Raw genomic sequence first — 14,395 nt, 5'->3', positions numbered from 1 at the left:
AAAAGGCTCGAGTTGTTGTGCACCATTCAGGGCGGCGCACAGCCACTCGACCCCCTTTGGGATCGGTAAATTGGGTGGCCCGTGCACGGTGTGTCGCGCGTTTCACAGGCTCAAACCGGTAAAACTCGCGGTCCTAAGTGCTTGTTGTGCCGGCTAAATTTAGGTGACTTTTAATCTTTTGGTCGAAGGTTCGAATCCTTCACGGCCCACCACTACGGATCATTCATCTAGGCCGACTTTCGCAGTCGGCCTTTTTGCTTCAGCCATCGCGCCGCTCGACTGTCTAAACAAGCACCTGAAGGCGGAAATCGATACACACGACATCGCTCTGCACGTCCTTCTCCACGTGGGGTGCGTACTCGAACGAGTCCCACGCCTTGGATACCCTGAGGCCGACCCAGGTGGGCTCGGATTGCACGACATGGTAGTTGTGCATCCGACCTTCATCGGAGCCCTGCAGCCAAGGTGAAGCGCCGGACAGGATCTTACCGACGACATGGAACATGACGCGGAAGTCCAGTCTGCCTTCGTGCCGGCCGTACACGTAAAGATCCGTCGGCTTGTCCTTTTCGATGCCGAGCCTCTTCAGTTGCTCGTCGAGTCCGGATGGAAGCGCCTTGGCAGCTACGCGCTTCCAGGTCATGCAATCCGCGCAAAGGCACTCCTCGGCAGGATGTCCGCCCTGGCGCCTGATCGATCGCGTGGCATCCAGGTCGACGGCGATTATCCATGTGGACAGCGGGAGTGTCGGACGCATGCGTTTACTCGCTCGTTGCACGCTTCAGACGTCAGTTCGGCCATGGGCCAAGTACATGCACCACAGCGTCGCGTCTCCCATCGTCCCGCGCCCGGCTTCGACGAAGCCTGCGCGTTCGTAGAACCGCACGTTCGACGGCTCTCCGGTCTCCAGGTACACGCCATGGGAGAGACCATCGGCTTCGGACAGGGCGCAGAACGATGAAATCAGGCGCAGGCCGATGCCTTGGCCATGCAGGGCAGGATCGACGCCGATGACGCCGAGATAGTAGTGCGGCGCGGCGGGCGCGAACTGCGCCGCGAGCCCTTCGTAGATCGCCAGCCGATCGACCATGCCGGGGACGGCCTTCTCGAAGTTCTCCCACTCCTGGGCAATGTCGGCGGGCCATGCGGGAGGCGAGGGGATGTTGCCCATCACGATGCCGTGGACCGTTTCGCCGTCGCGCGCCACCAGCACGGGCATCCCGAGCGCGAGGCGCGCCCGCATCAGCAGTGCGAAGAATTGCGCCAGGCGTCCCGGATACGTGGGACCGTCCTGCAGCAGGAAGCCCGTGATGGGATCGTGGGCGAAGGCGTGGGTCAGCCGGTCCACGGCCTGGTTCAGGTCGGATAGCGTTGCGCGTGAGATGTCCATGGCGCCTCATTGCCTGAAGGCGGAATACTGGAAGCCGGTTATACGCCATATCCGGCGCATGCCGGGGCGGGCTTCGCCTGCGGCTTGCCCGGTGCTCGGTCGCCCCCGGTAGGTTGCGCCAGTAAAATGGGCGGGCGGCCTTTGCGGGTGTTCCCGGCGCCCCCATGTTTCTGCCGATCCAGCGCTCGCGCATGCCGCCATCCCCGCGTGCCCGTGGCCCGCACGAACAACGTCCCCTTCAGGTGTTCCCATGACCAACCCCTTGCTCGATTTCTCCGGTCTGCCGCGCTTCGATGCGATCCGTCCCGAGCACATCGCGCCCGCGATCGATCAGTTGCTGACCGAAGCTGAGGCAGCGGCAAGAGCGGCCGAGGGTGTGGTGCCCGTCAGCTGGGAGACGTTCGTCGTACCTCTCGATGACGCCACCGAGCGGCTTGCGCGTGCCTGGAACCAAGTGACCCATCTGGAAGCGGTGGTGAACACGCCGGTGCTGCGCGCGGCCTACAACGCGCAGCTGCCGAAGGTGACGCGCTTCTGGGCCGCGCTCGGCCAGAACTTGGCGCTGTACCGGCAGTACCGCGCACTCGCCGACGCACCGGAAGCGGCGCAGTACGACGAAGCGCGTCGCAAGGTGCTGGACAACGCCCTGCGCGATTTCCGCCTGGGCGGCGCCGAGTTGCCGGACGAACAGAAGGCACGCTTCGCTGCGGTGAAGGAAGAGCTTTCCGGGCTGTCGGCGAAGTTCTCGCAGAACGTGCTGGACGCCACCGACGAGTACGAGTTCTGGATCAAGGACAAGCAGCACCTCGGCGGCCTGCCGCCGGACGTCGTCTCCGCTGCGCGTGCGGCGGCGAAGGCCGACGACGAGCCGGGCTGGAAGTTCACCCTGCAGATGCCGTGCTATCTGCCGGTGCAGGCGTATGCGGATGACCGCGCGCTGCGCGAGACGCTGTACCACGCCAACGCAGTGCGCGCCTCGGAACTGGGCGGCAACGAGGAACTCGACAACTCTGCGCTGATCGATCGCATTCTCGCGCTGCGCGCCGAACTCGCCGCGCTGCTGGGCTTCGCCAGCTACGCCGAGTATTCCCTGGCGACCAAGATGGCCGACACGCCCGATGAAGTCCTGCACTTTCTCCGTGACCTCGCCGCGCGCGCCAAGCCGCATGCGCAGCGTGACCGCGCGGAGCTGGAAACCTTCGCACGCGGCGAACTTGGCCTGGACACGGTCGAGGCCTGGGATCTGTCCTACGTAAGCGAAAAGCTCAAGCAGGCGCGTTACAGCTTCTCCGCGCAGGAGGTGAAGCAGTACTTCACCGAGCCGGCGGTGCTCGGCGGCCTGTTCGGCGTGATCGGCGACCTTTACGGTTTGCGCGTGGAGCAGGATGCTGCGCCGACGTGGCATCCGGATGTGCGTTTCTATCGCCTGGTCGATGGCGACGGCACCCTGGTCGGACAGTTCTATCTGGACCTGTATGCGCGCGAAGGCAAGCGCGGCGGGGCCTGGATGGACGACTGCCGCAACCGGCGCGACACTGCGCGTGGCACGCAGACGCCGCTGGTGTATCTGGTCTGCAACTTCGGCAAGGGCCAGGACGGCAAGCCGGCGACCTTCAGCCATAACGACGTCACCACGCTGTTCCACGAGATGGGCCATGGCCTGCACCAGTTGCTGACCCGGATCGGCGAGCTCGGCGTGGCAGGCATCAATGGCGTCGAGTGGGACGCCGTCGAGTTGCCCAGCCAGTTCATGGAGAACTTCTGCTGGGAGTGGGAGCGCGTGCAAGCGATGACCGCGCACGTGGATACCGGCGAACCGTTGCCGCGTGCGCTGTTCGACAGGATGGTCGCGGCGAAGAATTACCAGAGCGGCATGATCACCGTGCGCCAGCTCGAGTTCGGCCTGTTCGACATGCAGTTGCACAGCAGTTTCGACGCGGCGGGCGACAGCGTGTTGGCGCTGCTGGATCGCGTGCGCGATGAGGTGGCGGTGAACATCCCGCCGGCGTTCAACCGCTTCCCGCACCAGTTCAGCCACATCTTCGCCGGCGGCTACGGGGCGGGGTACTACAGTTACAAATGGGCCGAGGTGCTCAGCGCCGATGCGTACGCGGCGTTCGAGGAGGCCCCGGCGCAGGTGGCTGAAACCGGCGCCCGCTTCCGCCACGAGGTGCTGGCCCGCGGCGGCAGCCGCAGCGCGGCGGAGAATTTCCGTGCGTTCCGGGGCCGGGCACCAAGGATCGACGCGCTGCTGCGGCACGCCGGCATGGCCGGCTGAGGCCCTAAACCGTCCCTCGCGCAGCTTCCGGTCGGCGCCTGGGGCGTCGTGGTGACGGGTTTGACCCTGACTGTAAACGTTTTCATAATGGCTCCCCCGTAACACCCGCGTTCCCGGGAGGACCGCTTACATGCCGCATCAGCGAAGGATCGAGGGCCTGATCGCCGAGATGACGCTGGAGGAAAAGATCGGCCAGCTCGGCGCCTTCGCCGACGCACTGCGGCCGTTCGCCTTCGAGGTCAATCCGGAGACCTTCGCGCGCGATGCCGAGCAGGTACGCGAGCAGATCCGCAGCGGCCGCGTCGGTGCGCTGTTCAATGGCGTGGGTGCCGCCGAAGGCCGCGAGGCGCAGCGCATTGCCGTGGAGGAAAGCCGTCTGGGCATTCCGCTGCTGCTCGGTGCCGACGTCATCCATGGCATGCGCACGGTGTTCCCGATCCCGCTGGGGGAAGCGGCCAGCTTCGAACCCGACCTGGCAGAGCGCACTGCGCGCGCGACGGCGAAGGAAGCCACCGCCGCCGGCATCCATTGGACGTTCGCGCCGATGGTCGACATCGCACGCGACCAGCGTTGGGGCCGGGTGGCCGAGACTTCCGGCGAAGACGTGCACCTCTCCTGCGAATTCGCCGCCGCCCGCGTGCGCGGCTTCCAGGGCGATGACCTGACCGCCGCCGATTCGCTGCTGACCACGCCGAAGCACTTCGCCGCCTATGGCGCGATCTCCGCGGGCCTGGACTACAACTTCGTGGACATGGCGCCGCAGACGCTGCGCGATGTGCACCTGCCACCCTTCAAGGCGGCCATCGACGCCGGCGCGCTGACGCTGATGAGCTCGTTCAACGACATCAATGGCGTGCCGGCCTCGGCCAACCGCGAACTGCTGACCGACATCCTGCGCGGTGAGTGGAAGTTCGAAGGCTTCGTCGTCTCCGACTACACCTCCGACCTGGAACTGATCGCGCACGGCTATGCCAGCGACGAAGCTGACGCAGCACAGAAAGCGCTCTCTGCCGGCCTCGACATGAGCCTCCAGAGCGGCATCTACGCCGGCCACGTTGCCACGCTGGTCGCCGAAGGCCGACTGAGCATGGACGAAGTCGACGAGGCCGTGCGCCGCGTGCTGTACGTCAAGGCTGCGGTCGGCCTGTTCGACGATCCCTACCGTTGCCTCGATGCCGAACGCGAAGCCGACCAGTCGCACATCGCCGCGCACGATGCGCTGGCGCGTGACTGCGCGCGCCGCTCCATCGTGCTGCTGAAGAACGAAGGCGACGTGTTGCCGTTGAAGAAAGCCGGCCAGCGCATCGCGCTGATCGGACCGTTCGCGCAGGACACCGCCAACCTGGGTGGCTGCTGGAACATCTTCGGCGACGCCTCGCGCATGGTGGACATGGAGACCGGCGTGCGCGCCGCGCTGGCCGATCCGACCGCGCTGGTCGTCGTGCCTGGCAGCGGCATCGAGGACGCGATCGAAGGTGGCATCGATGCCGCCGTTGCGGCCGCACGCGAGGCCGATGTCGTGCTGCTGGCGGTAGGCGAACCGCACGAATTCTCCGGCGAAGCGCAGTCGCGTACGCAGATCGTGCTGCCCGCTGCGCAGCAGGCGCTGGCCGAGGCGGTCGCCGCCAGCGGCACGCCGGTCGTCGTGGTGTTGCGCAACGGTCGCGCGCTCGCGCTGGACGGCGCGGTGCGCGAGGCGCAGGCGATCCTGGTGGGCTGGTTCCTCGGCACGCAGACCGGCCCGGCCATCGCCGACGTCGTGTTCGGCGACTACAACCCGTCCGCGCGCCTGCCGGTGAGCTTCCCGCAGGATGCCGGCCAGCAGCCGTACTTCTACAACCATCCCGCCACCGGCCGTCCCAACGTGCCGGGCACGCCGCGTTACTTCCAGACGCGCTGGCGCGAGGTCACCCACGCCGCGCTGTACCCGTTCGGCCACGGCCTGACGTACACGCGCTTCGACTACGGCGTGCCGCAATTGAATACGCAGACGCTGGGCTGGAACGACACGTTGACCATCCGCACGCGCATCACCAACAGCGGCACGCGCGATGGCGAGGAAGTCGTGCAGCTGTACCTGCGCGATCGTACCGCCAGCCGCGTGCGTCCGGTGCGCGAACTGAAGCGCTTCCGCAAGATCGCGCTCGCTGCCGGCGAATCGCAGTACGTCGAGTTCACGCTGGCGCGTGCTGATTTCGAGTTCCATGGCGTCGACAACCGTCCTGTCGCCGAGACCGGCCTGTTCGACCTGTGGGTCGCACCGTCCAGCGCGGTCGGCGACGCGGTGCCGTTCGAACTGCTGGCGCCCTGAGTCGCATGGCAACGCTGGACGCGGCGCCGCCGGTCCTTGGCGCGCGCGAACGCATCGCCACCCGCATCGCGTTCTTCATCGGCGGCTTCGCCATCTCGGCCTGGGCGCCGCTGATCCCGTTCGCCAAACGCAAGCTCGCGCTGGACGACGGCCAATTGGGCCTGATGCTGCTGTGCCTGGGCGTGGGCTCGGTGCTGATGATGCCGCTTGCAGGCGGGTTGGCCGCGCGCTTCGGTTGCCGTCGCATGATCCTGGCGGCGGGCGCGATGATCTGCCTGTGCATGCCGGCACTGATGCTCGCGCCCAGCATTCCTGTCCTCGCGCTGGTGCTGGCCGTGTTCGGCGCCAGCATGGGGGTGCTCGACGTCGTGATGAACGTGCAGGCGGTGATCGTCGAGCGCGACAGCGGCCGCGCCATGATGTCCGGCTTCCATGGCATGTACAGCGTCGGCGGCATCGCCGGTGCGGGCGGCGTGGCGGGGGCGTTGACGCTGGGTGCGTCGCCGCTGCTGGCGATTGGCGGCATGGCGATCGTCGCCGCGCTGCTGCTGGCGGCATCACGCCGCGGACTGCTGGTCGAGGGCGGCGACGGGGACCACCCGGCGTTCGTGCTGCCACGCGGACGCGTGCTGCTGATCGGCGCCGTGTGCTTTGCGATGTTTCTGTCCGAAGGCGCGGTCCTGGACTGGAGCGCCGTCTTCCTCACATCGATGCGCAACGCCGATCCGGCGACCGCCGGCTTCGGCTACGTCGCGTTCGCGGTGACGATGACGATCGGGCGCCTGACCGGCGATCGCATCGTGCAGGCGCTGGGTGCGTTCCGTGTCGTCGTGTGCGGCGCGCTGGTCGCGGCGTCCGGGTTTGCGCTGGCGATCTTCGTGCCGTCGCCGCTGGCCGGGCTGGCGGGCTTCGCCCTGGTGGGCGCGGGCGCGGCGAACGTGGTGCCGGTGATGTTCTCGGCGGCGGGGCGTCAGCGTGGCATGCCCACGCATCTGGCGGTCGCGGCGGTCACCACGATGGGCTATGCAGGGGTGCTGTTGGGGCCGGCGGCGCTGGGCTTCATCGCGAAGGGCACCTCGCTGGCGGCGGCGCTCGGACTTCTGGTCGTGCTGCTGGTGGCCGTGTCCCTGGTCGCGCGCGTCGCCACGCGCGACTGATCAGCTCACCAGCGCGGCGCGCCGCGCATCACCGGGCCGCCGGGGTAGCCGCCATACGGGCCACCGTAATATCCGCCGGGGCCGTCGTACTGGTCGATGTTGATGTTGAAGTTGAACGTACGCGGCTTGCCTTCGTCGTTGTACGTGGTCTTGCACAAGTTGAGGTTGACACCGTTGTAGGTGCTGCGGCCGTGGCCCTTGCTGTAGCCGATGCCGGTGGTGAAGCTGCCCGACACGCCGTCGCCATCGTCATCGCCGTAGTAGACGCAGGGATCGACGGGGGCAGCGGACGCGGCGTCCTTCTTGGGCCGGGCCGGCTGCGTGTCGCCGTACCAGGTGCCCGGCGGATCCTTGGCGTAGGTCGCCGACTGGGGCAGGCTGAGGTCCAGCGCTTCGGCGTTGGACTGCGCCCACGCAGGTGCGATGGTGATCAGGGCCAGCAGGGCGACGGGCAGGGTCTTCATGGGGAGTCCCGGAAGCGCGGCCCGCCGGACGACGGACCTGTAAAGCAACCTAACAGCCGCGGATTGAATGCCGGCTGATGCCCACGATCGCACCCTGGGAACTTCATCCGGGCGAAGCGCCCAGCAGGTCCAGCACGCGCTGTCCGTAGCGCTCCAGCTTGGCCCCGCCGATGCCGCCCACGCGCGCCAGTTCGGCCAGGGTGGTGGGCTGCTGCTCGGCGATGTTGCGCAGCGTGCTGTCGTGGAAGATGACGTAGGCCGGCACGTTCTGTTCGCGTGCGAGTTGCGCGCGCAGGTCGCGCAGCGCCTGGAAGCGCGGCAGGTCGGCGGCCTGCACGGGCACACCGCTGCGCGGGGTGCGGTCGCGTTCGCGCCGTTCACGCTGTTCCTTGCGCAGCTGCAGGCGTCGCTCGCCGCGCAGTACCGCACGACTGCCTTCGGTCAGGCGCAGGCTGCCGAATTCGACCTCCACTTCCAGCAGGCCGCAGGCCACCAGCTGGCGGAACACGCTGCGCCACGCGGTGGCGTCCAGGTCCTTGCCGATGCCGTACGTGGTCAGGTGGTCGTGGCCGCACTGCCGGATGCGTTCGCTCTCGCTGCCGCGCAGGACATCGATCACGTGGTTCACGCCAAAGCGCTGTCCGGTGCGGTAGACACAGCTCAGCGCCTTCTGCGCGGCCTCGGTGGCATCCCAGGTTTCGGCCGGGCTCAGGCAGTTGTCGCAGTTGCCGCAGTCGTGCGGGTAGACCTCGCCGAAGCCGGCCAGCAGCACCTGCCGACGGCACTGGGTGGATTCGCAGTAGCCCAGCAACTGGTCCAGCTTGCGCCGCTCTAGCCGCTTGCGTTCCTCGCCGGCTTCGCCCTGTTCGATCATCTGCTTGAGCAGCACCACGTCGCCCAGGCCGTAGCACAGCCAGGCCTCGGCGGCCTCGCCGTCGCGGCCGGCGCGGCCGGTCTCCTGGTAATAGCCTTCCATCGACTTGGGCAGGTCCACGTGCGCCACGAAGCGCACGTCGGGCTTGTCGATGCCCATGCCGAAGGCGATGGTCGCCACCATCACGATGCCGTCCTCACGCAGGAAGCGGCGCTGGTTGTGTGCGCGTACGTCGGCATCCAGGCCGGCGTGGTAGGGCAGGGCATTGAACCCCTGCTCGGCCAGATAGTCGGCGAACTGCTCCACCCGCTTGCGCGACAGGCAGTAGACGATGCCGGCCTCGCCGCGGTGCTTGCGCAGCATGTCGCGCAGCTGGTGGCGCGCGTTGTCCTTCTGCACCACGGTGTAGCGGATGTTCGGACGGTCGAACGAACTGACGAAGCGCTGTGCGTCCACCAGGTTCAGGCGCTCGGCGATCTCGCGCTGGGTCGGCGGGTCGGCGGTCGCGGTCAGCGCGATGCGCGGCACGTCCGGCCAGCGCTCGTGCAGCAGGGTCAGCTCCAGGTATTCGCGGCGGAAGTCGTGGCCCCAGGCGGACACGCAGTGCGCTTCGTCGATCGCGAACAGCGCGATCCGGCTGCGGTCGAGCAGCGACAGGAAGCGCCCGGTCAGCAGCCGCTCGGGGGCGACGTACAGCAGGTCCAGTTCGCCGCGCAGCAGGGCCTGCTCGACCTGCTGGGCTTCGTCCGCCGCCAGCGAGGAATTCAGGAACGCCGCGCGCACGCCCAACTGGCGCAACGCATCCACCTGGTCCTGCATGAGCGCGATCAGCGGCGAGACGACGATGCCGGCGCCCTCGCGCAGCAGCGACGGGACTTGGAAGCACAGCGATTTGCCGGCGCCGGTCGGCATGAGGACCAGGGCATCGTGGCCGGCGGCGAGGTGTTCGACGATGGCCTGCTGGTGGCCACGGAAGGCGCTGTAACCGAAGACGCGCTGCAGTGTTTCAAGTGCGGGGGACGACATGTGCACAGGATAACCCGCCCGTCCGGCCGTCCTGTCGGCGACAGGCGTGCAGGCGGGTCGGGAAAATCCGCGCCGGCCCGGAAACAGAACGCCCGGCCAGGGGCCGGGCGTTCGAGTGTCGCCGGGGGGCGCTTACTGCAGCAGCGAGCGCAGCATCCAGGCGTACTTTTCGTGGGTCTGCAGGCGCTGGGTCAGCAGGTCCTCGGTCGGGGCATCGTCGGCATCGTCGGCGATGTCCAGCACCTTGCGTGCCGTACGGCAGACCGCCTCGTTACCAACCACCAGCTGGCGGACCATTTCGCGCCAGTCGGCGCTGTCGCTCAGGCCCGGCTCTTCCGGGATCGAGGTCAGGCTGACGAACTCGCGGTACGACCCCGGTGCGTTGAAGCCCAGCGCGCGGATGCGCTCGGCGATCTCGTCCAGCGCGGTCCACTGCTCGGTGTACTGGGTCTCGAACATCGTGTGCAGCGAATTGAACATCGCGCCGGTGATGTTCCAGTGGAAGTTGTGGGTCTTCAGGTAGAGCGTGTAGCTGTCGGCCAGGAAGCGCGACAGGCCGTCGGCGATCTTCTTGCGTTCGCCGCCGCTGATCCCGATATCGATGTTCGGCGCCGACGGAGCCGAGGCGAGCGGCGCGGCGACAGGCGCGGCCTTGGTCTTCGTTTTCGCGGGCTTGGTCTTCGGCTTGGCCATGCGGATTCTCCTGAGGGTGGGTTGAGGCGGCACAATAGGCACACTAGAACATGTGGCGTGAGCAAAAAGTTTCAACCGCTTGCTGAAAAATGAATACCCCTCGTGACCCGTCCCCGACGCCTCCCGACCGCGCCGCCCTCGACCAGGGGCGACGGTCGCTCGACCGTGCGCTGAGCCGCGATCGCGGCCGCCTGCATGGGCTGTTGTCGCGGTGGCAGGGCAAGCCCGCCGACGCGGGTGTGCGGCAGGCGTTCGAACAGGCATTGAACGCGTCGATCGCCATGCGCGAGCGTCGCCTATCGACGGTGCCGGAAGTGACGCTGGACGAGGCGCTGCCCATTGCCCGCGAAGGCGACCGCATCATCGAACTGATCCGCAACCATCAGGTGGTGGTGATTGCCGGCGAGACCGGTTCCGGCAAGACCACGCAGTTGCCCAAGCTATGCCTGGCGGCCGGCCGCGGCGTGGCCGGCATGATCGGGTGTACGCAGCCGCGCCGCATCGCCGCGCGGGCGGTGGCGCGCCGCGTGGCCGAGGAATTGAAGACCGAACTCGGCCGCGGCGTCGGCTTCCAGGTGCGCTTCACCGACCAGGTGGGCGAGGACACCCACATCAAGTTCATGACCGACGGCATCCTGCTGGCGGAGATCGCCAGCGATCGCTGGCTGTCGGCGTACGACACGATCATCGTCGACGAGGCGCACGAGCGCAGCCTCAACATCGACTTCCTGCTCGGCTACCTGAAGCAGTTGCTGCGCAAGCGCCGCGACCTGAAGGTCATCGTCACCTCGGCGACCATCGACACCGAACGCTTCGCGAAGCACTTCGACGATGCGCCGGTGATCAGCGTGGAAGGCCGCACCTATCCGGTGGAGGTGCGCTATCGCGCGCTTGAAGGCGAGGGCGAGCAGGAAGGCGAACGCACGGTCAATGACGGCATCGTGGCAGCGGTGGACGAGATCACCCGGCTGGACGCGCGCGGCGACGTGCTGGTCTTCCTGCCCGGCGAGCGCGAGATCCGCGATGCGCACCAGTCGCTGGAGCGCCGCAAGTACCGCAACACCGACGTGCTGCCGCTGTATGCGCGCCTGTCCAACCAGGACCAGGACCGGGTGTTCAACCCCGGAGCCAACCGACGCATCGTGCTGGCCACCAACGTCGCCGAGACCTCGCTGACGGTGCCCCGCATCCGCTACGTGGTCGATCCCGGCTTCGCGCGCGTCAAGCGCTACAGCCCGCGCAACAAGCTCGACCGCCTGCACATCGAACCGATTTCGCAGGCCAGCGCGAACCAGCGCAAGGGCCGTTGCGGGCGCATCGCCGAGGGCATCTGCTATCGACTGTATGCGGAAGCCGATTTCCAGGCGCGCGCCGAGTTCACCGATCCCGAGATCCGCCGTTCCAGCTTGGCCGGGGTGATCCTGCGCATGCTGCAGCTGGGCCTGGGCCGCATCGAGGACTTCCCGTTCCTCGAGCCGCCGGACGAGCGTGCCGTCGCCGACGGCTGGCAGCAGCTGGCTGAACTCGGCGCGGTCGACAACGAGCGGCGCATGACCGCGATCGGCAAGCAGATGGCACGTCTGCCGGTCGACGTGAAGCTGGCGCGCATGCTGGTGGCCGCACAGGCCGCGGGATGCCTGCGGCCGATGCTGGTGATCGCGTCGTTCCTCGGCATCCAGGATCCGCGCGAGCGTCCGGCCGACGCGCGCGGCGCGGCCGATACGGCGCATGCGCAGTTCGCCGACGGCCGCTCCGAGTTTGTTGGCGTGCTGCGTCTGTGGGATGCCTATCGGCAGGCCCACGAGGACTTCACTCAATCGAAACTGCGCGACTGGTGCGGCCGTCATTTCCTCGGTTTCCTGCGCATGCGCGAATGGCGCGAACTGCACCGCCAGTTGCGTCTGCTGTGCGAGGAACTGGGTTGGAAGGAAGAAGCCAGCGAAGCCTCGCTGGCGCCACTGCTGGCCGGCAGCAGCGCACCGCCGGTGGCGCGCGATGACGCGGCGGCGGTCAAGGCGACGCGCGGTCAATTGCATCGCGCCGCGCGTCTGGCGCGCGAGGGCAAGACCGACGCCACGCTGGCGCCGGTCGCCGTCAGTGCGCAGAAGGAACAGTCGCCGACCGCCGGTGGCTTCAGCGAGCGCGCGCGCGCCGCGGCTTACCAGACGTTGCACCGCGCGCTGGTAGCCGGCCTGCCGACGCAGATCGGCCACCGCACCGACAAGAGCGATTTCCAGGCGCCGCGCCAGCGCCGTTTCCTGCCGTTCCCCGGCTCGCCGCTGTCCAAGCGTCCGCCGCCATGGCTGCTGGCGGCCAACCTGCTGGATACGCAGAAGGTGTGGGGCATGACGCTGGCCGCGATCGAGCCGGACTGGGTGATCGCCGAGCTGTCGCATCTGCTGCTTCGCAAGCACTTCGACCCGCACTGGTCGCGCGCGCAGGGCCAGGTGCTGGCGTCGGAGCAGATCAGCCTGTTCGGCCTGGTGCTGGCGCCGAAGAAGCCGGTGCACTACGGTCGCATCGCACCCGCGGAAGCGCATGATCTGTTCGTGCGGCAGGGGCTGGTGACCGGCGAGATCAACACGCGCGCGTCGTTCGTCGCCGACAACCTGAAGGCGCTGGAACAGGCGCGCGAAGAAGAAGCCAAGCTGCGCCGCGCCGGCCTGGTCGCAGACGAGGACTGGCAGGCGCGCTGGTACCTCGACCGCGTGCCGGCGGATATCCATTCCGCGGCTGGACTGGATAGCTGGTGGAAAGCCTTGCCGGCCGACAAGCGCCGCGCGCTGCACTGGTCGCTGGCCGACCTGCTGCCGGGCGAGGGCAGCGAGGAGGACCGTTACCCGAAGTACTTCGCGCTGGGCGATGCGCGACTGCCGCTGCATTACAAGTTCGAGCCGGGATCCGTCGATGACGGTGTGACGCTGGAAGTACCGCTGCACCTGCTCAATGCGCTCGACGCCACGCGCCTGTCGTGGCTGGCGCCGGGCTTCGTCGCCGACAAGGCGGCCGGCCTGATCCGCAGCCTGCCCAAGGCGATGCGGCGCAACTACGTGCCGGCGCCGGATTACGGCCGCGCGTTCTTCGAGGCCTTCGCCAAGCCGACCGCCGACGATATCCGCGGCGAACTGGCGCGCTTCCTGTCGCGCGCGACCGGCGTGGCGGTGAGCGCGCTCGATTTCGACGAAGCCGCACTGGAGCCGCACCTGCGCATGAACCTGCGCCTGCGCGAGGACCCGCGCGGCGGCGAAGGCAAGGTGCTGGCCGAGTCGCGCGACCTCGACGAACTGCGTGCACGTTTCGGCACGAAGGCGGGACAGGCGTTCGCCGCGCGCGCGGGCCGCGAGATGGCGGCCACCGGATTGCGCGACTTCCCTGCACAGGCGATTCCGCGCGAGGTGCCCGGCGAAGCCGGCGTACCCGCGTATCCCGCGCTGCGCGATGAGGGCGAGACGGTGGCGCTGCAAGTGTTCGCTGACCGTGCGGAAGCCGCCGCCGCGCATCCGGGTGGCGTGCGCCGCCTGCTGGAGATCGCGCTGGCCGACAAGGTGAAGCAGGCGCGCAAGCAGCTGCCGGTGTCGCCGAAGACCGGGCTGCTGTATGCGGCCATCGAATCGCAGGAACGGCTGCGCGGCGACATCGTCGATGCGGCAATGAATGCGGTGCTGGCCGACGGACTGGGCGCGATCCGCGACCGTGCCGCATTCGAACAGCGGCGCGACGACGCCGGCAAGCGGCTGTTCGGCGAGGCGATGGAGCGGCTGAAGCTGGCCGAGGCGATCCTGTCTGGCGTGGCGGAACTGAAGCCGCAACTGGATGCGCCGCTGATGGGCTGGGCGCGCGGCAACCTCGACGACCTGCGCGCGCAACTGGCGGCGCTGGTGCATCCGGGCTTCCTGCGAGACACGCCGGCCGACGCGCTGGCGCAACTGCCGCGTTACCTGAAGGCGATGACCTTGCGCGCCGAACGCGCCAAGCGCGATCCCGCCAAGGACCAGGCGCGCATGCTGGAACTCAAGCCGTTTGCCGATGCGATCGTGCAGGCGAACGAGGATGGCGTCGCGCACACGCCCGACTGGCAGGCGCTGCGCTGGGACCTGGAGGAGCTGCGGGTGTCGGTGTTCGCGCAGGAATTGGGCGCGAAGAGCGGCATTTCGCCGAAGAAACTCGCGCAGCGCCTGCAGGCGCTGCGTGGATGAGACACG

At 68.0% G+C, this 14,395-nt stretch carries 9 protein-coding genes; 4 read left to right on the top strand and 5 right to left on the bottom strand.

What is annotated here, in order from left to right; all coding sequences use genetic code 11:
* Positions 1 to 283: 283 nt before the first annotated feature.
* Positions 284 to 757, bottom strand: a complete 474-nt coding sequence (locus IB225_RS05825; RefSeq protein ID WP_192310249.1) for a hypothetical protein — start codon at positions 755 to 757, stop codon at positions 284 to 286.
* Positions 758 to 781: 24 nt separating this feature from the next.
* On the bottom strand, positions 782 to 1,390 hold the full coding sequence (locus tag IB225_RS05820; protein WP_192310248.1) for a GNAT family N-acetyltransferase: 609 nt from the start codon (positions 1,388 to 1,390) through the stop codon (positions 782 to 784).
* A gap of 250 nt (positions 1,391 to 1,640) precedes the next feature.
* Here IB225_RS05820 and IB225_RS05815 point away from each other — a divergent pair, with 250 nt between their 5' ends.
* The 3 genes from IB225_RS05815 to IB225_RS05805 all read left to right on the top strand — a co-directional run bounded on the left by IB225_RS05815 (position 1,641) and on the right by IB225_RS05805 (position 7,136).
* Positions 1,641 to 3,668 (top strand): M3 family metallopeptidase, encoded by a 2,028-nt coding sequence (locus IB225_RS05815; RefSeq protein WP_192310247.1) that lies wholly within the window; start codon positions 1,641 to 1,643, stop codon positions 3,666 to 3,668.
* A gap of 130 nt (positions 3,669 to 3,798) precedes the next feature.
* Positions 3,799 to 5,979 (top strand): beta-glucosidase BglX, encoded by a 2,181-nt coding sequence (gene bglX / locus IB225_RS05810; RefSeq protein WP_192310246.1) that lies wholly within the window; start codon positions 3,799 to 3,801, stop codon positions 5,977 to 5,979.
* A 5-nt stretch (positions 5,980 to 5,984) separates the two neighbouring features.
* A complete protein-coding gene (locus IB225_RS05805; protein WP_192310245.1) occupies positions 5,985 to 7,136 on the top strand; it encodes an MFS transporter in 1,152 nt (383 codons plus the stop codon).
* Positions 7,137 to 7,141: 5 nt separating this feature from the next.
* On the opposite strand, the gene IB225_RS05800 is transcribed toward IB225_RS05805, so the two are convergent.
* From IB225_RS05800 to IB225_RS05790, 3 genes are all read right to left on the bottom strand, one after another.
* Positions 7,142 to 7,600, bottom strand: coding sequence for a hypothetical protein (locus tag IB225_RS05800; protein WP_192310244.1), 459 nt, complete (start codon positions 7,598 to 7,600; stop codon positions 7,142 to 7,144).
* Between the two features lie 103 nt (positions 7,601 to 7,703).
* A complete protein-coding gene (gene recQ, locus IB225_RS05795) occupies positions 7,704 to 9,500 on the bottom strand; it encodes a DNA helicase RecQ (RefSeq protein WP_192310243.1) in 1,797 nt (598 codons plus the stop codon).
* 132 nt (positions 9,501 to 9,632) lie between these two features.
* The gene (locus IB225_RS05790; RefSeq protein WP_192310242.1) at positions 9,633 to 10,193 is read right to left on the bottom strand and encodes a Dps family protein; all 561 of its coding nucleotides are present in this window, start codon (positions 10,191 to 10,193) and stop codon (positions 9,633 to 9,635) included.
* Between the two features lie 89 nt (positions 10,194 to 10,282).
* Here IB225_RS05790 and hrpA point away from each other — a divergent pair, with 89 nt between their 5' ends.
* Entirely contained in the window at positions 10,283 to 14,389 is a 4,107-nt protein-coding gene (gene hrpA / locus IB225_RS05785; RefSeq protein WP_192310241.1) for an ATP-dependent RNA helicase HrpA, read from the top strand.
* Positions 14,390 to 14,395: the final 6 nt, after the last annotated feature.

Origin of the sequence: Pseudoxanthomonas sp. PXM02 (assembly GCF_014851805.1) — a bacterium.
GTDB lineage: Bacteria > Pseudomonadota > Gammaproteobacteria > Xanthomonadales > Xanthomonadaceae > Pseudoxanthomonas_A.
The sequence above is the reverse complement of the archived record's forward strand: the minus strand, read 5'-3'. Positions and strand labels throughout refer to the sequence as shown.

What these genes read in the sequence shown, in the direction of transcription:
- IB225_RS05815 (WP_192310247.1), top strand. Translation starts at nt 1,641, where the DNA reads ATGACCAACCCCTTGCTCGATTTCTCCGGTCTGCCGCGCTTCGATGCG.
- hrpA (WP_192310241.1), top strand. Translation starts at nt 10,283, where the DNA reads ATGAATACCCCTCGTGACCCGTCCCCGACGCCTCCCGACCGCGCCGCC.
- IB225_RS05790 (WP_192310242.1), bottom strand. Translation starts at nt 10,193, where the DNA reads ATGGCCAAGCCGAAGACCAAGCCCGCGAAAACGAAGACCAAGGCCGCG.
- IB225_RS05825 (WP_192310249.1), bottom strand. Translation starts at nt 757, where the DNA reads ATGCGTCCGACACTCCCGCTGTCCACATGGATAATCGCCGTCGACCTG.
- recQ (WP_192310243.1), bottom strand. Translation starts at nt 9,500, where the DNA reads ATGTCGTCCCCCGCACTTGAAACACTGCAGCGCGTCTTCGGTTACAGC.
- IB225_RS05820 (WP_192310248.1), bottom strand. Translation starts at nt 1,390, where the DNA reads ATGGACATCTCACGCGCAACGCTATCCGACCTGAACCAGGCCGTGGAC.
- bglX (WP_192310246.1), top strand. Translation starts at nt 3,799, where the DNA reads ATGCCGCATCAGCGAAGGATCGAGGGCCTGATCGCCGAGATGACGCTG.
- IB225_RS05800 (WP_192310244.1), bottom strand. Translation starts at nt 7,600, where the DNA reads ATGAAGACCCTGCCCGTCGCCCTGCTGGCCCTGATCACCATCGCACCT.
- IB225_RS05805 (WP_192310245.1), top strand. Translation starts at nt 5,985, where the DNA reads ATGGCAACGCTGGACGCGGCGCCGCCGGTCCTTGGCGCGCGCGAACGC.